Origin of the sequence: Spirulina subsalsa PCC 9445 (genome assembly GCF_000314005.1) — a bacterium.
Lineage (GTDB): Bacteria > Cyanobacteriota > Cyanobacteriia > Cyanobacteriales > Spirulinaceae > Spirulina_A > Spirulina_A subsalsa.
The window spans coordinates 2267961-2288275 of record NZ_JH980292.1 but is presented as its reverse complement, the minus strand read 5'-3'; the positions used below and the strand labels follow the sequence as shown (position 1 = coordinate 2288275).

General features: G+C 44.7%; 16 protein-coding genes, 2 tRNA genes and 3 pseudogenes. 12 read left to right on the top strand and 9 right to left on the bottom strand.

The window, feature by feature from the left end:
- Window positions 1-114 precede the first annotated feature (114 nt).
- A complete protein-coding gene (locus tag SPI9445_RS25155; protein WP_017304733.1) occupies window positions 115-1917 on the top strand; it encodes a ShlB/FhaC/HecB family hemolysin secretion/activation protein in 1803 nt (600 codons plus the stop codon).
- Window positions 1918-2431: 514 nt separating this feature from the next.
- Window positions 2432-2752: a hypothetical protein gene (locus tag SPI9445_RS0110645; RefSeq protein ID WP_017304732.1), complete on the top strand. Its 321-nt coding sequence runs from the start codon at window positions 2432-2434 to the stop codon at window positions 2750-2752.
- A 112-nt stretch (window positions 2753-2864) separates the two neighbouring features.
- Here SPI9445_RS0110645 and SPI9445_RS0110640 read toward each other — a convergent pair whose 3' ends face one another.
- Window positions 2865-5105, bottom strand: coding sequence for a PBP1A family penicillin-binding protein (locus SPI9445_RS0110640; RefSeq protein WP_017304731.1), 2241 nt, complete (start codon window positions 5103-5105; stop codon window positions 2865-2867).
- A 15-nt stretch (window positions 5106-5120) separates the two neighbouring features.
- Entirely contained in the window at window positions 5121-5609 is a 489-nt protein-coding gene (lspA, locus tag SPI9445_RS0110635; protein ID WP_017304730.1) for a signal peptidase II, read from the bottom strand.
- A gap of 319 nt (window positions 5610-5928) precedes the next feature.
- Here lspA and SPI9445_RS0110625 point away from each other — a divergent pair, with 319 nt between their 5' ends.
- Together SPI9445_RS0110625 and SPI9445_RS0110620 are read left to right on the top strand one after the other, a co-directional pair.
- Window positions 5929-6459, top strand: coding sequence for a GNAT family N-acetyltransferase (locus SPI9445_RS0110625; RefSeq protein WP_017304728.1), 531 nt, complete (start codon window positions 5929-5931; stop codon window positions 6457-6459).
- 71 nt (window positions 6460-6530) lie between these two features.
- Window positions 6531-6604 (top strand) — tRNA-Pro (locus SPI9445_RS0110620).
- Between the two features lie 130 nt (window positions 6605-6734).
- On the opposite strand, the gene tnpA is transcribed toward SPI9445_RS0110620, so the two are convergent.
- Window positions 6735-7154: an IS200/IS605 family transposase gene (gene tnpA / locus SPI9445_RS0110615; RefSeq protein WP_017304727.1), complete on the bottom strand. Its 420-nt coding sequence runs from the start codon at window positions 7152-7154 to the stop codon at window positions 6735-6737.
- Window positions 7155-7218: 64 nt separating this feature from the next.
- Here tnpA and SPI9445_RS0110610 point away from each other — a divergent pair, with 64 nt between their 5' ends.
- A complete protein-coding gene (locus SPI9445_RS0110610) occupies window positions 7219-8400 on the top strand; it encodes an RNA-guided endonuclease InsQ/TnpB family protein (RefSeq protein ID WP_017304726.1) in 1182 nt (393 codons plus the stop codon).
- A 273-nt stretch (window positions 8401-8673) separates the two neighbouring features.
- On the opposite strand, the gene SPI9445_RS0110605 is transcribed toward SPI9445_RS0110610, so the two are convergent.
- Window positions 8674-8760: transfer RNA gene (locus SPI9445_RS0110605), tRNA-Ser, on the bottom strand.
- Window positions 8761-8934: 174 nt separating this feature from the next.
- Between SPI9445_RS0110605 and sppA the strand changes: the two genes are divergently transcribed.
- Together sppA and aroH are read left to right on the top strand one after the other, a co-directional pair.
- Window positions 8935-9762, top strand: coding sequence for a signal peptide peptidase SppA (gene sppA / locus SPI9445_RS0110600; protein WP_017304725.1), 828 nt, complete (start codon window positions 8935-8937; stop codon window positions 9760-9762).
- Between the two features lie 39 nt (window positions 9763-9801).
- The gene (gene aroH / locus SPI9445_RS0110595) at window positions 9802-10215 is read left to right on the top strand and encodes a chorismate mutase (protein ID WP_026079690.1); all 414 of its coding nucleotides are present in this window, start codon (window positions 9802-9804) and stop codon (window positions 10213-10215) included.
- Here the strand turns inward: aroH and urtE are convergent.
- From urtE to urtA, 5 genes are all read right to left on the bottom strand, one after another.
- A complete protein-coding gene (urtE, locus tag SPI9445_RS0110590) occupies window positions 10194-10946 on the bottom strand; it encodes an urea ABC transporter ATP-binding subunit UrtE (protein ID WP_017304723.1) in 753 nt (250 codons plus the stop codon). The two genes, aroH and urtE, sit on opposite strands and share 22 nt — an antisense overlap.
- Window positions 10947-11122: 176 nt before the next feature.
- Window positions 11123-12217 (bottom strand): urea ABC transporter ATP-binding protein UrtD, encoded by a 1095-nt coding sequence (urtD, locus tag SPI9445_RS0110585; RefSeq protein WP_017304722.1) that lies wholly within the window; start codon window positions 12215-12217, stop codon window positions 11123-11125.
- A 168-nt stretch (window positions 12218-12385) separates the two neighbouring features.
- Window positions 12386-13561 carry an urea ABC transporter permease subunit UrtC gene (urtC, locus tag SPI9445_RS0110580; RefSeq protein WP_017304721.1) on the bottom strand — a complete coding sequence of 392 codons (1176 nt, stop codon included), beginning with the start codon at window positions 13559-13561 and terminating at the stop codon, window positions 12386-12388.
- 66 nt (window positions 13562-13627) lie between these two features.
- The gene (gene urtB / locus SPI9445_RS0110575) at window positions 13628-14794 is read right to left on the bottom strand and encodes an urea ABC transporter permease subunit UrtB (RefSeq protein WP_017304720.1); all 1167 of its coding nucleotides are present in this window, start codon (window positions 14792-14794) and stop codon (window positions 13628-13630) included.
- A gap of 142 nt (window positions 14795-14936) precedes the next feature.
- Window positions 14937-16247 (bottom strand): urea ABC transporter substrate-binding protein, encoded by a 1311-nt coding sequence (urtA, locus tag SPI9445_RS0110570; protein ID WP_017304719.1) that lies wholly within the window; start codon window positions 16245-16247, stop codon window positions 14937-14939.
- Between the two features lie 282 nt (window positions 16248-16529).
- On the opposite strand from urtA, the gene SPI9445_RS0110565 reads away from it, so the two are divergent.
- From SPI9445_RS0110565 to SPI9445_RS25145, 5 genes and pseudogenes are all read left to right on the top strand, one after another.
- Window positions 16530-16763, top strand: coding sequence for an HNH endonuclease (locus SPI9445_RS0110565; protein ID WP_017304718.1), 234 nt, complete (start codon window positions 16530-16532; stop codon window positions 16761-16763).
- 268 nt (window positions 16764-17031) lie between these two features.
- Complete coding sequence (locus SPI9445_RS0110560) at window positions 17032-18318, top strand: AAA family ATPase (RefSeq protein WP_017304717.1); 1287 nt, start codon at window positions 17032-17034, stop codon at window positions 18316-18318.
- Window positions 18311-18460 (top strand): annotated as a pseudogene (locus SPI9445_RS32070) (RloB family protein); the annotation flags it as partial. The gene SPI9445_RS0110560 and the pseudogene SPI9445_RS32070, both read left to right, overlap by 8 nt.
- A 90-nt stretch (window positions 18461-18550) precedes the next feature.
- Window positions 18551-19569, top strand: a pseudogene (locus tag SPI9445_RS26985) (transposase).
- A 68-nt stretch (window positions 19570-19637) separates the two neighbouring features.
- A pseudogene (locus tag SPI9445_RS25145) lies at window positions 19638-20102 on the top strand (RloB family protein); the annotation flags it as partial.
- Between the last annotated feature and the right edge of the window lie 213 nt (window positions 20103-20315).

The window sequence follows — 20315 nt, the reverse complement described above, 5'->3', positions numbered from 1 at the left end:
TTTTTGTTAGCGAAATAAATTCATAGATTGAGATTGGGGTTGATCATTCTGAGAATCTTCGCTTTAATAAGGCAATTTCATTTAGAATCCACCGAGTAGGTAGGAGAAAAATCAATGCTTAAACAAGCCTTAAGAACAACTCTACTATTAACAGGGGTTGCTTGCCCCCTTGTTTATGGTGCTTTGGGGGAAAATGCGATCGCCCAAGCCCCCCATCAACCCCCAACAATCCAACAGCCCTCTTTTATTCTGCCTTGTCCTGTTCCCTCAGAGTTTTGTTCCTCGTTATCCTCTTCACTACCGCCACACAATCCCCTCCCAGAAGGCTTTTTAGAATCCAATTGGCTAGAATTCTCCCCCCTTTCTTCCCTCAGCGTCCCCTCTTCTCCCAGCCCTTCTAACCCCCTCCAAATTACCCAAAACAACATCCCCATCGAAGGGATCAGCGTCCTCGGTAGCACCCTATTTTCAGACCAAGATTTTGCCCCCTTAATTAACCCCTATATTGGTCAATCTATCAGTGCAGAAACCCTAACCAAAATTGCCGATAGCATCACTGACCTATACATTGAAAGGGGATATATTACCTCCCGCGCCGTTGTGAACTCAGAGACAATCAGCACGGGTAAAATTGAAATTATTGTGTTTGAAGGGGGTATTGAAGCCATCGAAATTGAAGGCAACCAGCGCCTTTTAGATCAGTATCTCCGGAGTCGTATCGCCGTGGGAACACAACCCCCCCTAAATTTACGCAAACTCGAAGACCAATTAAAACTACTCCGTCTCAACCCCCTGATTGAAAATATAGAAGTTCAATTAACCCCCGGTAGTAATCCCTTCCAATATATTTTAAGAGCCAGAGTTACTGAAGATAAACAATATTTTGGCGAAGTGGGAGCGAATAATCAATCTCCCCCGACGATTGGTTCAGAACAAATTTTTGGTAACTTTCGTCACCTCAACTTAACGGGACGAGGGGATCAACTCTTTTTAGGGTATAACCGCACGTGGCAAGGGGGAAGTAATCAGCTTGGGTTTAACTACAGTTTGCCCGTCAATCCCATGGAAGGCACATTAAGCTTGGGTGTGAATCTAGACTGGCAACGGGCCGTTTCTGGCATTCTTCAACAGTTCAACGCTGAAGGTAGAAGTCAACGCTATAGCATCGGTTTCCGGCAACCCTTACGGCGCACCTCTACGGAAGAATTTGCCCTTTCTTTAGGATTTGAAGTCTTTAATGAGCAAACCTTTCTATCCGGGAGGCCTTTTTCCTTTGGAGCCCCCACCAATGCTGATGGTAAAGTCCGCACTAGGGTTTTAACGTTTGCCCAAGATTACCTCAGACGGGACCAGGCAGGCGCTTGGTTATTGCGCTCAGAATTCCGCCTCGGTGCCGATTGGTTTGATGCTACAAAAAGCAATGTTTCGGGGGTGGCAGACGGTCAATTTTTAAGTTGGTTGGGACAAGTGCGACGAGTGCAAAGAGTCGGGGATAATCATTTATTTCTCGTTTCAGCCGATTTACAATTAGCTAGTCAGCCTTTATTACCCTCAGAATTATTCCCCGTTGGGGGCGCTCGCTCTGTGCGCGGTTTTCGGCAAAATGTCCGAGCTGGGGACAATGGTTTGCGCTTTTCAGTGGAAGATCGGATCACTGTCCTGCGGGATGAAGGGGGAAATGCGACGTTATTAGTGGTGCCGTTTGTTGATTTGGGGTGGGTGTGGAATAATTCTCAAAATGTATTCCCACTGGGGAATCAGAACTTTATCGCAGGTGTTGGGGGGGGGATTCTATGGAATCCCATTGACAATTTAGAAATCCGTTTAGAGTATGGTTATCCCTTGGTCAATTTACGCGATCGCGGGCGAAATGCCCAAGATGACGGCCTATATTTCAGTGTCAACTACCGTTTTTAAGGGCTGGTTTTAATGCCTGACCCGTGGGAAAGACTCCATCCTCTGGCAGGATGGAGTTTCCTTTTTTTCCCTACCCTATAAGGCATGAAAACACAATAAGAATATATACTTATTTTTACATCCTTATCTCTTAAAAGATCATCAGCAATCTAGGGTTACACCGTCACAGGTTTAAACAAAAAACAATAGGCAATTGACTGAAACCCATGTTAAAACAACGACTAACGACACTGGATTATGCCATTTCCTGTTAAGTTATCCCTAGATCAGCTTTTTGTGAACCACAATCTTTGGCATATAAATGTATTCTCTCACACCCTTTAAAAAACTAAATATTGCGGTCAGATTTGCGCTCATCATGGTCTATAATGAGGCGTAACTGCTCCAGTCTTTACGCAGATTAGGCCAGTGATTGAGGCAAGTTCCTTGAGACAAGTTGATTAATCAATGTTCTATGAACTCAAAGCCTATGAACTCAAAGCAGTGGGTAGGAACTCATAACAGGAAGATAAGCATGAGCAAAAACTTAGTCAACTTGACACTCCTACAAGTTGAACAAGATATGGATCACATCCTAGCAGAACAGCCCGATCACATTCAAACAGAATTTACTCGCCGCGATTTATTTCCTGATTTAATTGCTTACGTTTTGAGTCGAATTCCCAATTTTTATATGGTGTTTGATGAAGGTAAAGGACAATCCTTGAAACCCCATCTGATTAATGAATCCGCAGAACGCCAACTGGCTAGAGAAGCCACTATTCGCAACGGCATTTATTATGTTTTAGAAAAGAGTCAACATCGCCAACGGAAGAAGCAAAAGATGATGGTTTAGGGCAATAGGCAAGGGGCAATCTTGACAAGTAGGGAACGGGGAACAGGGGAGAGGTAATAGGTAAGACTAATCAACTCCCGACTCCCCCCTATTCTCTATTCCCCATTCATATTCATTGAACAATTTGCCGCATATAATCCCGCCATAATTGAGCCGCTTGACCACTACTTCCGCGAGTGGGGGAGTTGTCATCATTACCTAACCAAACGCCTGTTACTAGATGCTGACGGGGGACATAACCAATAAACCACAGATCCACATTGCGATCGGTGGTTCCGGTTTTTCCCGCTTCTCCTTGTCCAATGGCCGCACGTCCTCCGGTGCCTCCTTGGATGACACCTCGTAATAGACTGTGCATGGTTTGGGCGATCGCACCACTAATGACTTGTTGGTTTCTATCCCCGTCCCGTTCCCCATCCTGGGTGAAATCATACATCACCCGACAAGTTTGGAAATTGTCGGTATCTTCACAGTCACTACTATCTAAAATCCGGCGAATCGTGTGGGGGCGATTCCAGACCCCATTATTGGCAAACACCGCATAGGCCCCGGTCATTTCCAGCACATTCACCTCACTTTCCCCCAAGACTAACCCCGGAGACGGATTCAGGGGAGAAGTCACCCCTAAGCGTTGAGCCATGCGGATCATGTTATCCATCCCCGCATCTTGGGCGATGCGAATGGCGATCGCATTTTCCGACTGCGCCATCCCGTGATACAAATTCGCACCCCCTCCCGCCGTCCGTTCACAGCCTCGGTACCGTTGCCCCCGCCACGTCACCGGAGCGCAGGAATAGACCTTATTCGGCGAAATCCCCCGTTCCAACGCCGCCGCATAGGCAAACACCTTAAACGTTGATCCGGGCTGGCGTTGGGCTTGAGTGGCTCGGTTAAATTGACTCTGGGCATAACTCACCCCCCCCACCAACGCCAACACCTCCCCCGTGCGACTATCCAACGTCACAATCGCCCCTTGCCGAAAATTTAACCGTCCCCCGTCCTGTTCCACCATTTGGCGCAAAGACTCTTCCGCCTTCTGTTGCTTATTGAGATCCAGCCCCGTCTCAATAACAAAATTTCCCTCTCGCGCCACCTCCGGGAACAGACGATTTAACTCCCGCAACACCTGACCATAATAATAGGGAGCGATCGCCTGAGATAACGCCTCCCGCGCCCTCGGACTCACCTGAATTCGCGATCGCCGCGCTTGACTCGCCTCCTCCTCCGAGATCATCCCCAACTGCGCCATCCGACTAATCACCCGATCCCGCAACTGCACCGCCGTCCGGTAATCCTGCACCGGATTATAAGCATTCGGAGCCGGCAAAATCGCCACCAGCGCCGCCGCCTCCGCCACCGTCAAATCCGCCGCCGACTTATCAAAATAAAACCGGGCTGCATCCTCAAAGCCATAACTTCCCACCCCCAAATAGACCCGATTCAAATAAGTCCGCAACAACTCATTTTTGCTGTAGAACGTCTCCAACTTCAACGCCACAATCGCCTCACGCACCTTCCGCCCCGCCGTATTCGAGCGCCCCACATACTCCGGGAACAAACTACGCGCCAACTGTTGCGTCACCGTACTTCCGCCCTGACGAATCCCCTGCCGTTGCACATTAATTAACACCGCCCGGAAAATCCCCAAGGGATCTACCCCCGGATGCCAAAAAAAGCGGCTATCCTCCGAAGCAATCACCGCCTTGGGCAAATAGGGCGAAAAATCTGACAAACGGTCAAACTCCCGATGGGCTTCCGTCCGCAAAGGCATCAAAGGCGTTTCCCCATCCCGAGCATACACCGCCACCGGCCCCTGTACCCCCAAGGGTAGAGGATAAATGGGAATCTTCGTCCACTCCCACAAAATCGCCGCCGTAACTAACCCCGTAATCCCGGCCACCCCATACAAACCATAGCGCAGGCCTCGCACCCATAACGGCGGGGGATTATGGTATTGCAAGCGCACCCCATTGGCTAACTCCGGCGGACCGAGGGTGAAAATATCCCCATGACGCAATTCTAGAGACGTGAGGCGACGTTTGCCCAAATAAATTCCATTGGTGGAGTGTTCATCCTTCAGCACAAACTGGCGGGGATGTTTCGGGTCCCGACTCACCGATAAATGAACCTGACTCACCACCGCATTCCGCACCACAATATCACTGGAGCGGGAACTGCGCCCCAAGGTGTACTTATCCCCCACCAACTTATAAGTTTCCGCGTGGTCTGCATCGGCATCCTGTACCCACAATTCCGGCACCCGTGCATTGGGACGAAGTGCTAAAACCGTATTTAACCGTTGAACGACTTGGGTCGCAATACGACTGAGTTGAGTCGGAGGAGGGCTAGTCATAAGTCAATTCGGTAGCTAACTTTTGAGATGGGAGGGAGAACGGAACATGGCATAGAGTAAACAGACAATTCCTATGTTAATAAACACATCGGCTAAGTTAAAAACGGGGAACTGGATTAAACGAAAATCCAGAAAATCAATCACATAACTATACAAAAACCGACAAACCCCATTACCAATCGCCCCGGCGAGGATGAAGCCATAGCCCAGTTGTTCCGCTAATTGGAGGCGGGGACTGTACCAAGCAAATAACATCAACCCCACACTGACCCCTAAAGACAACCACCGCAACCAGTCCGCCCCTCCGGTAAAGAGGCTAAACGCTGCCCCACTATTGGTAACATAAGTGAAGTGAAAAATTCCGGGCAGAATAGGAATTGTATCGAATTCTTGAGCAAAGGTACTTGTAACCCAGTTTTTAGTCAGTTGGTCGAGTAATAGTCCCACCAGTCCGGCAAGCCAAAACCAGCGATTGACTGCAAATCCTCTACGTCGCTGCTTCATAAACTTTTTTTTAAGCTTAGTCCTAGTCTATTTTCTATCTTGATCATTCTTGGTTCTAGGGCTTTGATCAGTTCTCGCACGCTCAGGGGTGTTTGCTCCCAATCCGCTTGGGGGATTTTTACTCCGGCAATCACGATCACTTTCTTCGCTTCCATGTTCTGTATTCTACCTTACCGTTTCCGTTGAGGATCCCGAATTAGCCGTTGAAGGGGTGAGTTGTGTTATTATCTATGGCTGTGGGGGTGAAACAAGGAGTTCTGGACTCTGCTGTAATTTCGCCTTCCAGTTTATTCACCACTGATCAGTTCGCCACATTGGCATGGGTTTTTGGAAAAGCTTGTTTAGCAATTCTGACACGGTAGCGAGTTCTCGGGGAGGGCGTGGAAGTGCGATCGCCAAAGATCCCCGATCGAGTGACCCGCGCGCCAACGATACTCGCATTGTCTTCAGCACAGAGCGAGAAATTGATTTGTATGAACTTGAGGAACTTTGTGATGCGGTAGGGTGGGCAAGGCGCCCCCTCCGTAAGGTTCGTAAGGCACTCCAGCATAGTTTTTTAGTTGTGTCTATGTGGGAACAACGAGGTGTCCGACGGCGTTTGATTGGTTTTGCCCGGGCGACTTCAGATCATGCGTTTAATGCCACCATTTGGGATGTGGTGGTGCATCCGAGTTATCAGAGTCAAGGTCTGGGTAAAGCGTTAATGCAGTACACCATAAAAAAACTGCGCAGCGAGGATATTAGTAACATTACCCTGTTTGCTGACCCTCATGTGGTGGATTTTTACCGTCGTTTAGGGTTTATCTTGGATCCCGAAGGGATTAAGGGAATGTTTTGGTATCCTGATTAAGGCTAGGCAGGAGGGCCGAAAATAGGGTATAGTAAGTGGGTTGTCTTTTGATTGTCACTGGACAGCGACTTCGGGATGTAGCGCAGCTTGGTAGCGCGCCTGCTTTGGGAGCAGGATGTCGCAGGTTCAAATCCTGTCATCCCGATAGCGTCTAAAAGCTTATGTAGCCTAGGGTCTAGTCAAGTTACTCAATCCTTACCTAAAATGTCGGCTTGAAGGCTCTCGGTTTTACCGATGAGATGAAAAGCCGACCAATATAAGACAGCGAAGCACAACTAATATTCAGGGGAATCCTGATTCTCGACATATTTTTTAAGTTGGTCTATTGTGACACCACCACAACTAGCTACAAAATAAGCCCCCGTCCATAATACTCGTTTGTCTTTCCCGTAAATCTTTTTCAGGTAGTCAGAGTAATTATCCCACATACGTTTGCTAGAAGTAGATTTTAGATTAGCAATTAATCCACTCAGTAACTTATGTGGTGGGTAGGTCAAAAGAATGTGAACGTGGTCAGACTCCCCGTTAAACTCTACGATACCGGCATCCCACTTATCAACAATAGACTTAAAAGCCTCATTTAAGAACTCTAAATGTTCTTTTTTGAATACTTTTCTACGGTATTTAGTCACCAAGACTATGTGGACAGTGAGATTAAATGTAGCCCGGCGAGTCTTAAAATAATTAATTTCCATACCCTTGACAGTTAGTGCAGTGAGATGCTATAACTATAACATAACACATTGAGAGGTCGGTTCAATGCGAGTCATAGAGTTTAAAGTTAAAGCGACACAAACGCAACAAGTAGCTATCCTAGAAGCTATTAGAACAGGGCAGTTTATTCGGAATAAATGCCTTAGACTTTGGATGGATTCCAGTAAAGAAGACAAGGTCAATTATGCTTCTTTTTGTAAATTTGTAACAACTTTGAGTAACAATACAGATACTCCGTTTGTAAGCAATCTAAACTCTATGGCTCGCCAGGCAAGTGCTGAAAGAGCTTGGTTGGCTATATCTCGTTTCTACAATAACTGTAAAAAAGGGTTAGCTCAAAAAGGCTACCCTAAATTTAAGAAGTTCTCAAGGTCTGTGGAGTACAAAACTTCTGGTTGGAAACTAACAGAAGATAAAAAATCTATCCACATAACAGATAAAACTGGAATTGGTAAGTTAAAGCTAATTGGCTCTTATAATCGTGAAATTCTAGATAAGTTGCTAATTAAAAGAGTTAGACTTATCAAAAGGGCTGACGGATTCTATTGCCAATTTGTTTTGGATCTTGAAAGAATAGAACCGTTTGATTCTACAGGAAAGGAAGTGGGAATTGATGTTGGATTAAACCATTTTTTAACGGACTCTAACGGGGATAAAGTTGATAACCCTCGATTTCTCCGCCAAGCCGAGAAGCGTTTAAAAAAAGCGCAACGTAAGCTATCTAAAAAGAAAAAGGGGAGCAACAAGCGTCAAAAACAAAAGTCAAAAGTAGCCTGTCTTCATTTAAAAATCTCTAGACAACGTAAAGATTTTGTTGTAAAGACAGCAAAAGCGTTAATCCAATCTAACGATTTGGTAGTTTATGAGGATTTGAAGGTTTCTAACATGGTGAAAAATAGAAAACTTGCTAAGTCTATTAGTGACGCAAGTTGGTCAATGTTCACCGATTGGTTAGACTATTTTGGAAAAATACACGGGAAGTTTGTGATAGCGGTAAACCCACAATATACTAGCCAGCAATGTTCTAGTTGTGGCAATATTGTCAAGAAAACATTGTCTGTAAGAACACATATTTGTTCTTGTGGTTGTGTTTTGGATAGGGATGAAAACGCCGCTAAAAACATACTTCAAAAAGCGAATACTGTCGGGCGGACAGAAATTCAAGCCCTCGGACAGACTACCCACTGTCTATTAGGTGAAAGCCTCCTAGATAAGGTAACTGGATGAACAGGGAATCCCTCGCTTTTAGCGATGGGAGCGTCAATGACCCTAATTTACTCAGTGTTTACTCCTCTTATTAGACATCTCTCAAAATTAGGCTGAAACGCCTACGCTATCCTTCTCAAAAGGGGGTTTTAGGTGGTGTCGAACCTTAACAAGTTAAGCTTGTGTGCATTTTGTCAAGTCCCATATATAGCGTCCAATAAATTGGACGACACTCCGCCCTGTTCCCTTAACTTGTCAAGGTTGGGTGGTGTCTCATGATTAACGAACTGGGAACGGAGAGGGAGGGATTTGAACCCTCGAAGACGTTGCCGCCTTAACGGTTTTCGAGACCGTCGCATTCAACCACTCTGCCACCTCTCCAAGGTCGATAGGGTTTCAACAAACTATTGTAGCGACTGAGGGGCATTTTTGGCTAGGGCTAACGACAGAAGCCGAAGCCCGAGACAGCGCGGGCTTTTGTTCGCCCTTCAGTGAGATCACCCCGTTCGTGATTACAATAGAACAATAGCCTTTTACTGACTACTGAACTTGTCCATGATCTGGCCCTTCAAACCGAATAAACGCAAGCAAATTGCCCGTATTGAAATCACGGGTGCGATCGCCTCAGAAACCCGGAAACGAGTCCTCAAAGCCCTAAAAACTGTCGAGGAGGAACATTATCCTGCCCTGTTATTGCGCATTGACTCCCCCGGAGGTACCGTCGGAGACTCTCAGGAAATTTATGACGCACTCCAACGGATTCGCCATAAGGGAGTGAAAGTCATCGCTAGTTTCGGCAATATTTCCGCTTCGGGAGGGGTTTATATTGGCGTAGGGGCCGATCATATTGTGGCCAATCCAGGCACCATTACCGGGAGTATCGGGGTGATTATTCGGGGCAATAATTTAGAACGTCTGTTAGAGAAAGTGGGGGTATCGTTCAAAACCATTAAATCTGGCCCCTATAAGGACATTCTAGCCTTTGACCGGGAGTCTACCCCCGAGGAAATGAACATCCTGCAACAGTTGATTGATACCAGTTATGAGCAGTTTGTGGGAACCGTTGCCCAAGGTCGCAATTTACCCGTCGAGACAGTAAAAAGTTTTGCCGATGGTCGAATTTTTACGGGTCAGCAAGCTCTAGAATTGGGAGTGGTGGATCGTTTGGGGACGGAAGAAGATGCCCGTCGGTGGTTAGCGGATTTAGTGGATCTCGACCCGGACAAGGTGAAATGTCGCACTATTGAGGAGAAAAAACCCGTCCTGATGCGTCTGTTGTCTGGTCGTAGTCTCTCTAAGCGATCGCGTCTTGCCACCTCTTTGGATTGGTTAGAGTTTGAACTCTCCACCCAAGGACAACCGATGTGGATCTACCGACCTTAAGAATTTACGGGAAATTTTGCAGCAGTGGAGGATGTAACAGTGGAGTGGAAAGTGCGGGCAATTCGTGGGGCAACAACAGCCCTAGAGAATACGGTAGAGGCCATTCAGGTGGCCGTAAAGGAGTTAATGGATGAGATTGAGTACCGCAATCAACTAGACCCGGAAGAGATTATCAGCGCGGTGTTTACAGCCACTCCTGACCTCAATGCTATCTTCCCGGCCTCGGTGGCACGCGATCGCCCCAATTGGGATAATGTCGCCCTCCTTGATGTCCAGCAAATGTCTGTAGAAAATAGCCTAGAACGCTGTATCCGGGTGTTAATTCACGTTAACACCCCCCACCCCCAAGCTGCCATGATTCACGTCTATTTAGGCCAAGCGAAGAACCTGCGACCGGATTGGAATTTAGCTCAAATGAGTTCCTCTGGATATCAAACCGATAAAAAGCGTTGAATCACTTCTTGACTTAAATCTTTTGTGGCTCCTGATGCCACAATTCCTCCTTTCTGCATGGCATAATACCGATCGGCTTGTCGCACAAAATGTAAATGTTGTTCCACTAATAAAACCGAAATTCCGGTTGCTTCAATAATCCCTTTAACTGCCGCCTCAATTTCCAAAATAATAGAAGGTTGAATGCCTTCTGTCGGTTCATCTAATACCAGTAATTGAGGTTTCCCCATCAAAGCGCGGGCAATGGCTAATTGTTGCTGTTGTCCACCGCTTAAGTCGCCTCCCATACGGTGTAACATCGTTTTTAAAACCGGGAAGAGATCAAAAATTTCTTCGGGAATTGTATCATTCCCCTTTCGACCGTGAGGACGGGCTTCTAGTCCTAATAATAAATTCTCACGCACCGTGACACGGGGAATAATTTCTCGGCCTTGGGGAACATATCCAATGCCCATTTTTGCACGTTGGTGGGGACTTTTTTTGGTGATAATTTCATCCATAAACCTAATTTGACCTTCGCGGGGGGAAAGCAATCCCATCACGGTTTTTAACAGCGTGGTTTTTCCGACCCCATTCCGGCCAATTAAACAGACCATCTGACCCCGACCTACGTTTAAATCCACATTGCGCAAAATGTGGCTTTCTCCGTAATAAACATTAAGACCAGAAATTCTTAACAGAGGAGGGGTTGCAACTTGGGAGGTCGGGGAATGATCTTGAACTTGAGTCATTTTCAATTACTTTTCCTATGGTATTCGTAGGTTGGGTGCAATTCGTAGGTTGGGTGCAGCGACAGCGAAACCCAACAAAACCCTAATCAGCTATTCGTAGGTTGTGTGCAATTCGTAGGTTGGGTGCAGCGACAGCGAAACCCAACAAAACCGTAAACAATTGTAGGGGCAAATCACTATAATTCTGACACACCATCCAAATCCTCTTTCATCAATTGTTCCATCAGAGTTTGATAAATTTCGCACTCGCTGGGGTCAATGCCGCGAGAGGTTAAAATGTCCTGACTTAAGGCTAAAACTTGCTCTTTTTCGGGGGAATTCTGGAGTTGTGCGATCGCATAATCCCATTCTATCTCCTCTGACAGATACAACTGTAGGGTTTCCTCCACTAAGGTAGGGTCTTGACCTCCCGCAAATTTCGCGGCAACTTCTGAGATAATTTGCCGCTTATCATCAATCTCAAATAACCCGTCACTGTCGATAAATAAAGCGATAACTTGCAAAATATTCATCTGTTCCGGGGTTAATTCAGGGGATTTTCCTAAATACACTTCAATGACATTAGGATTGCTTTGTACCTCATCCATTGTCCCCTCAAAAAGTACAGAACCTTGATGGAGAACAGTCACTTGTCGGGCAATTTGTCGCACAAACTCCATATCATGTTCAATCACAATAATAGAGTGACTTTCTGCGAGGGCTAATAATAACGCCCCGATGTTTTCCGTCTCTTCATCGGTTAATCCGGCTACGGGTTCATCTACTAATAATAAATCAGGAGATTGAGCTACTAACATCCCAATTTCTAGTCTTTGTTTTTCTCCATGAGATAACAAACTTGCTGATAGATCCGCTTTTGCCGTTAACCCAATGGTTTCTAATAATCCCACCACATGACGTTTTTCTGTGCTAGGAATGGTTTTAAATAGGGTGCTAAATAAGTTTTTATTGCGGTTACAAGCCAGGTCTAAATTTTGCCGAACCGTTAGGTTTAAATAGACGCGAGGCGTTTGAAATTTTCGCCCAATCCCTAAGCGGGCAACTTCATGTTCTGCGAGTCCGGTAATTTTGCGCCCTTTAAAATAAACTTGCCCGGTGGTGGGTTGTACTTTCCCAGTAATAACATCTTGCAGGGTTGTTTTTCCCGCACCGTTGGGGCCGATAATGACTCGTAATTCCCCTTTTTCGAGGGACAAGTTGAGGTTATTAATGGCTTTGAATCCATCAAAACTTACGGTTAAATCTTCAATTTTTAGGATGGTTTCTGTCATGGTTCATGGATTGGGAGTCGGGAGTCGGTGTAGGGGCGCAATGCTTGCGCCCTAGGGATTCGGGAGTTGATTAGTATTACCCATTACCCATTACTTATTACCTATTACCTATTCCCTAAAGTTAGGTTTCGCTATCGCTCCACCCAACCTACAAATGGCGGTTTACTGTTAACTGTCTTGACCAATTTCTTGGCGTTCTTTCTGCACTTCTGGATCTTGTTCTAAACTGGGATAAGTGACAACGGGTTCTGACCTTCCTAATAAAGCGCGAACTTTGCCCCATTGCCAACTTCTAACCCAGCCTAAAATACCATCGGGTAAGACGGTTACGACAATTAAGAATAAAGCCCCTTGGAAGAATAGCCAAACCTCAGCAAATTGTTCACTTAAAAAGGTGCGGGCATAGTTGACTAATAACGCACCTAAAATAGCTCCGACTAAGGTTCCCCGTCCTCCTACAGCAACCCAGATCACCATTTCAATCGAAAAGGCTACATCCATCGCGCTGGGGGTGATAATACCCGATTGAACGGTGAATAATGCGCCAGAAATCCCTGCAACCCCGCCAGAGATGGCAAAAACTAGGACTTTAAACGTAGTGGGATTATAACCGGAAAAACGCACCCGGTTTTCATCATCTCGGATGGCAATTAATAAACGGCCAAAACGTCCACTGGTGAGCCATCGACCGAGGAGATAGAGTAAAATTAAAATCAGAATTGTGGCTGTATAAAAGGCAAATTGGGCGGGCTGAGAACTTACTACAACTCCGAACAATTCATTGGTGTCTGTTTTTAAGCCGTTTGTCCCGTTAATCAGTTTTTGTTGCCCATTGAAGAAGTTAAAAAAAACAATCAGGGCGGCTTGAGTCAGAATGGAAAAGTAAACCCCTTTGATGCGATTGCGAAAGACTAGATAGCCTAAAAAGCCTGCCACTAAACTGGGAATCAGGATGATGGCTAAGAGGGTGAAGGGGAAGGAATAAAAGGGCTGCCAGAAGAGGGGAAGTTCTGTGACTCCATAGAGGGGGAAGAAGTCGGGAATTTGTCCGGGAGGAAGTTGGAGTTGTAGGTGCATGGCGATCGCATACCCCCCCAAGGCGAAAAAGATGCCATGTCCGAGGCTTAACAGCCCCGTGTAGCCCCAAATTAGGTCAATGCCAAGGGCAACTATGGCAAGGGACAAAAACCGCCCGAGGAGGCGCAAACGAAAGGGGGTGAGCCAGAGTGGCATCACTCCGATCAGCAAGATGGCGATCGCAACAAGGGCAATGCCTTCTAGCAAAAACTGCCGCTTTCGCTCTCGTTTCTGACTTTGGCTTTTGCTTAAAATCTCTACTGTCATTGGATTTAGACGAAACAGGGAACAGGGGGACTAGGGAATTGGGAAAATGAAGATTGGAGAATGGATTTACAGTTCAGCCGTTCGACCTTTGGGGGCAAAAATTCCCGCCGGTTTGAACTGGAGAAAGGCAATAATCAGGGCAAAAACCATCACCTTAGCCATGCTAGTAGTAGCAAAGAAGAGGAAAAACTCAGTAATCGGTTTTAAGGCATCAATGGGTAAAAGTAACGCCGCAAGGGTACCTGAACCGATTAAATAGGTGACAATTCCAATGGCCATCGCCGCAATAATGGTGCCGAAGAGATTACCCACTCCCCCCACTACCACCACCATAAAAGCATCTACAATGTAGTTCTGTCCGGTGTTGGGGCCGACCGAACCCAATAAGGCGATCGCAACCCCTGCCAAACCCGCTAAACCAGATCCCAAGGCAAAAGTTAACGCATCCACCCGATCCGTGGGAATCCCAAGGCAGGCGCTCATATTGCGGTTTTGGGTGACAGCGCGAATCCGTAACCCCCAATTCGACCGATTGAGGAACAAATAAATCCCTACCACACAGAACAGCGTCAAGATAATAATGAAAATTCGGGCGTAGGGGAGTTGAAAATTGCCCAAAGGAATCCCACCCCGTAACCAAGGGGGGGCGGTAACATCGACGTTTCTCGCGCTAAACCAGAGAGTGCTAAAGGTGGGGTTAGCTTCTAATAGATTGTGGGTGAAAAAGGCGATCGCACCAGATAAAATCCCCACCCCCCACAACACCCAATTTCGGATCCGAGGCCAATCGGGACGCAACCGATAGAGAACCACCCACGCGCCAAAAAACAACAGGCAAAAGACCCCTAAACCCATCGCCAATGACCCATTCACACTCCGCACAAATTGGCGCAAAATGAGACTCACCCCCCAAGTGGCCAGCAGCGTTTCTAGCGGTCGTCCATAGAGGAAGCGAATCACCCCCCGTTCTAAAATCAACCCCACCAACGCCGCCACTAAAAACGCCATCGGTAACGCGGCCAAAATATAAAAACTAAAAATAGGCTCTCCCAAGGGTCTAAAGGTATTTTGCACCACAAACGTGGTATAGGCCCCCAGCATCATTAACTCCCCGTGAGCCAAATTAATCACCCCCATCAAGCCAAACACAATGGCTAGACCGAGAGCAACCACCAACAACACCGACCCAATACTGAGGCCATTAAATAAACCTTGTACTAGCTGTAAAACCATGCAAAAAAATCTCAAAACAACCAACAAAACCCCATAGGTTAGGCATAGGAAAAGCGTAACCCAACACCCTCCCAACCCCACACCACAAAAAGGAAAAGAAGGATGACCAAAATTCACCCTTCTTTCACCCAAAACCCGACCGTTAAATCTTATAGCGGCCGCCCTTATTGGGGTCAGTCCAATCACAGCCATATCCCTTGGTATCCGGCACAAATTGATTCCAAGGTAAGGGGTCAATGGGGCCTTCCGTTGACCAGACAATATCAAATAGACCATCCTCGCGAACTTGACCCACCCGCACCGTTTTTGAGATGTGATGATTAACATTCATCGTCACTTTCCCTTCCGGTGCATCAAATTCCTGACCAATGGCCGCCATACGAACCTTATCGAGATCATCGGCCGTTCCCGCTTTTTCCACAGCCTGTTTCCACAGGTACACCATAATATAGGCCGCTTCCATCGGGTCATTCGTCACCCGATTTTGACCATACTCTGCTTTGAAAGCCTCCACAAATTCCTGATTTTTTGGTGTTTCAACCGTTTGGAAGTAATTCCAACAGGCATAATGTCCTTTTAAGAACTCCGCCCCAATTTGCTGGACTTCTTCCTCCGCCACACTGACAGACATTACAGGGTACTTGTCTGGGGTTAATCCCGCCCCTTGTAACTGTTTGAAAAACGCCACATTACTATCACCATTGAGAGTATTAAAAATTACCCCTCCATCAGGTAAAGCCGCCTGAATTTTGGTAATAATCGGGGTAACTTCCGTATTCCCCAACGGTAAATAGTCCTCACCCACAGTCTCGCCACCCTTGGCTTTTAACTGTTCCTTAATAATCGTGTTAGCCGTGCGAGGGAACACATAGTCTGACCCGACTAAAAAGAACTTATTGCCTTTATTCTCCAAGAGCCAAGTCACAGCAGGCTCAATCTGTTGGTTCGGTGCAGCCCCAGTATAGAAAATGTTTCTAGAGCATTCTTGTCCCTCATATTGGACGGGATACCATAACATATGGTTTTTCGATTCAAAGACATCTAAAACCGCTTTCCGACTCGCAGAAGTCCAACAGCCAAACACCGTTACGACTTTATCCTGATCAATCAGTTTAGCTGCTTTTTCGGCAAAAGTTGGCCAGTCTGAAGCACCATCTTCAATAACAGCCTCGATTTGTTTCCCTAAAACGCCCCCAGCTTCATTAATTTGTTTAATGGCGAGTTTTTCCGCATCAACTACTGTTGTCTCGCTAATCGCCATTGTGCCGCTGAGGGAGTGTAAGATCCCTACTTTAATTGTGTCTCCACTAGCTGCAACTGGGGTAGATGCAGATCCTTCCGTCGTAGTATCTCCTGTCGTGGGAGTGCTTCCGCAGGCCTTTAATAAAATACTTGTTCCTAGGGCTGCCGAGCCATAAATCAAAAATTTCCGTCTACCAAATTGCTTGTCCATAGGCTCCTCTTTTGAGCTTGCTAGCGAATGTTGTTGTCCTTGTTCACTGGAGTACCCAACAACATAGTCAAGGGGTTAATATTAAGACGAGGTAAAATAATATTTTGTAGTCTGTGTTACGACTTTAAAAGAGATAATAAGCTAGGACTGCTCTAAGGTCATCCCATAAGACTCTCTCCGTCTGATAGAATGGACGGTTGAGGTTATTTCTTGTAAGAAAACTTTATAAAAGTTGATCATTTGATAGAGAAGTTCAAATTAATTCAACAAATCAATTTAACAATGGAAAAAAGCCCCCGCATCAAAATGCCCCCCGAGGTCAGACAGTTTGTATTAAATCGTGATGGTGGATGCTGTCGTAGTTGTGGCAGCACCCAAAATTTAGAAGTGGATCATATTATCCCTCTGGCGAAGGGGGGAACAAATGACCTTAGCAACCTACAAACCCTTTGTCGTCCCTGCAATCGCCGCAAGAAACATTATCTAGATCCCCGCTTTAAGCGGCGGTTTACGTGATAACCTCTGTGCCGTCCGCACTAGCGCAGTGTTAGCTTGCCGAAGGCTACCCATTTAGGGTAGCCTCCGGATACCTTAGAAGTGAAAATCAGTTCACTCATCTTTTTAATTTATTTATAAATATTAATTATATTTTATAGCTTTTTTAGTACTCATGAACTGCATAAGACAATCTTATGCCTTAACATTCCAAGCCAATTGTTGCTATGCTTAATGTGGGAATGTGTGATTTTTTCACAGATTTCTAGATTAAGGTAGGGGATGAGCTATGCTTATCGAATTTAGTGTTGGTAATTACAGGTCATTCAAAGATCGAGTCACCTTTAGTATGGTGGCAGCAAATTTTGTGTCAAAAGAAAAGAGTATTGATACAAACAACACTTTTGAGATAGATGAAGAACTGAAACTGCTTAAGACCTCTGCCATATATGGAGCAAATGCCAGTGGCAAAAGTAATCTTGCTAGAGGCTTAAGCTTCATGAAATGGTTTATGATCAATTCGTCTAAAGAGACTCAAAGCATAGATGAAATAAAGGTAGAACCTTTTAGGCTCAGTACAGAAACTGAGGGAAAGCCATCATACTTTGAGTTAGCATTTTTGATGGATGGACGAAAGTATAGATATGGCTTTGAAGCAACTCAGAAGAGAGTAATATCGGAGTGGCTATTTTATGTTCCTAACATAAGGGAAACGAGCCTATTTGAACGTCAACTTGATAGCATTAAATCATCTAAAGTCTACAATGCTGACGGTGTTCAGCAAAGAACTAGAAGCAATGCACTCTTCCTTTCTGTTTCTGCTCAATTTAACGTTGAAATAGCGGAAAGAATTCTAGAATGGATAACGGATAAGTTAAATATTATTTCAGGTCTTCATGATGGAGCTTACCTAAATTATACAGTCAAATGTTTTATAAACGATAAGAATAAGGCTGATATTGTTCAATTGATCAAGAAGCTAGATCTAGGGATTAGCGAGATACAAGTTGAACAGGAAGATTTCACAATTGACTTGCTACCCGACGAAATGCCAGATGAGCTTAAGAGGCTTATTGTTAAAGAAGCAGGAGGTAAAGCAACCTCAATAGGTATTTCTCATCGAAAATTTGATGCCGATGGAAACTACAAGTCTATTGAAGAATTTAATTTAGAAAACCATGAATCTGAAGGTGCAAAAAAGGTTTTTGCATTAGCTGGACCTCTCGTAACTGCTCTTAAAGAAGGAGAGATTCTAATTATTGATGAGTTTGATGCAAGGCTTCATCCTTTAATTAGCCTTGCGATTGTTAAGCTGTTTAACTCCAGGGAGGCAAACCCAAACAATGGCCAGCTAATTTTCATGACTCATGATACTAACTTGCTCAGTAATAAAATCTTTCGTAGAGATCAGATTTGGTTTACTGAAAAGAATAGATACAGCGCAACAGACTTATACTCTCTTGCAGAGTACAAAATAAGTAATGATGAATCTTTCGAAAGTAACTATATTAAGGGGAGATATGGTGCAATTCCATATATTGGCAATCTGAATCGCTTGATTGAATCCAATGTCTAAAAGAAAGCCGTATTCTCGTGGATACTCTCCTAGAAAAGTTGACACTAAAGAAGTCAGGCAGAGATTTTTGATTGTGTGCGAAGGAGAGAAAACTGAACCCAACTACTTTAGAAGTTTTCGCGTCCCTAAAGATGTTGCTGAGCAGAAGTGTTGAATGTTAGTAAAAAACTTGACAAAAAGCCCCTATTGTTTTAAAATAGGGGCTTACTTTTTTAAAAAAACTAATCCCTTGATTCTATCCAACTTTCCTCAAATTGTCAAACAATGCCTCGGTCATTTGCCTCAAGATGACTATCCCGTCTTAAATACTTTTAAATTCGTTTCCATTTGGCTTGAATTTGTTCTTGACCAGAGTCAAACCAGTATGAGAAGTCTCTTCAAGAGGCTTAATATTATGGGGGAGTCTGTTGATATTTCCACCTTTTCTAAAGCCAGTAAGTATCGCGATCCTCAAATTTTTTATCAATTGTGGGTTCATCTAACACAACAGTTTCTTAAACAGAATAAGATTCCATCCAATCAGCTACAACTTTTTCCCTTAGATTCAACCATTGTCACTCTCACCAGTAAGTTACTCTGGCATCAAGAAGTTCACCAAGTCAAGCTTTTTGCGGGTCTAAATCTCTTCACCGGAATTCCAGGCGGACTCTTCCTTCATTTTGGTCAAGGTCATGACTATAAATATGGCGATACAACCCTAGAATCAATTCCAGCTAATGGCGTTGGAATAATGGATAGAGGCTTTTTTAGCCTAATTCAAATTGCCCTGTTACAAAAGTTGAAGGATCGCTACTTCGTTCTGAGAATTAGGAACAATGTTCACTTAACTTTCCTAGATAATGGCAATTGTTACTAGGCCAAGGTCGCGAACAAATTGAAGCTAGAGTCGTGAGTTTTAGCGACTTAGAGAAAAAGACTGAGTTTCGATTAGTAACGAACTTACCCGAGACGGGAGAAGGAGGAGTTAGCTCAGAAGAAATTGCCGAGTTTTATCGTTTGCGTTGGTCAATTGAGTTGCTTTGGAAATTTTTAAAGATGCACCTCAAATTAGATCGCCTCATCCCTAAAAATATCAACGGAATTGAAATCCAGATTTATAGTTGTCTGATTGCCTATTTACTTCTAAATATGCTCAAGATACCGACAGAGTTCGGTAAATCTTTATTGGATAAATTGCGATATTTACAGGCGTTTATGTGTCAAAAAATTAGCTATGTACACTGGTTTAGAGAGCTAGTGCCACCTGGTTAAATTTACCCCTTAACAGGGTTAGTGTGTCCATTTGTACTTAGTTCATAAGTACCGATTCAACACTTCTGGTTGCTGAGATAGATGTTAAGGGTGTAGGAAAAAATCCTAGCAAGTTGCTTAACAGCGCGAAAGATTTGAAGGAAAGAGAAGATTACGATCAGGTATGGTGCGTTTTTGATCGAGATTCCTGGACTCCAGAAGATTTCAATAATGCCATCAGAAATGCTGAGAATCAAGGTTTCAAAGTAGCTTATTCCAATGAAGCATTTGAATTATGGTATGTTCTTCACTTTGAGTTTCTCAATACTGGAATTCCTCGAAATGATTATCTTCAAAAGTTGGACCGTCTTCTTAATCACAAGTATCACAAAAATAGCGAGAAGATATATGATGAGCTTTTTGATAGGCAACCTACTGCTATTAGAAATGCTATAAATTTGCTCAATCAATATGATCCCCATATTCCTGCTATAGATAATCCTTCTACAACAGTGCATTTATTGGTGCAAGAACTCAACAGGTTTGTTAAATGATAATAGAAGCGGCAAACCTTGAATCGTGATGCTTATTCTCTTGAGCGAAGGTAGATTTTTTCTTCAGCAATAGTTTACTTTGGCTTGTTCAAAGAGCCGAGAAAGGGCGGGGTGATCCTGAACAATCGCCCCTACCGTGTCACTGATTTGGAAAGTGGTCATGGTTAGACTCCTAAAAACTGGACTGTTGAGTAAAAAAGTATTTATCTCTTC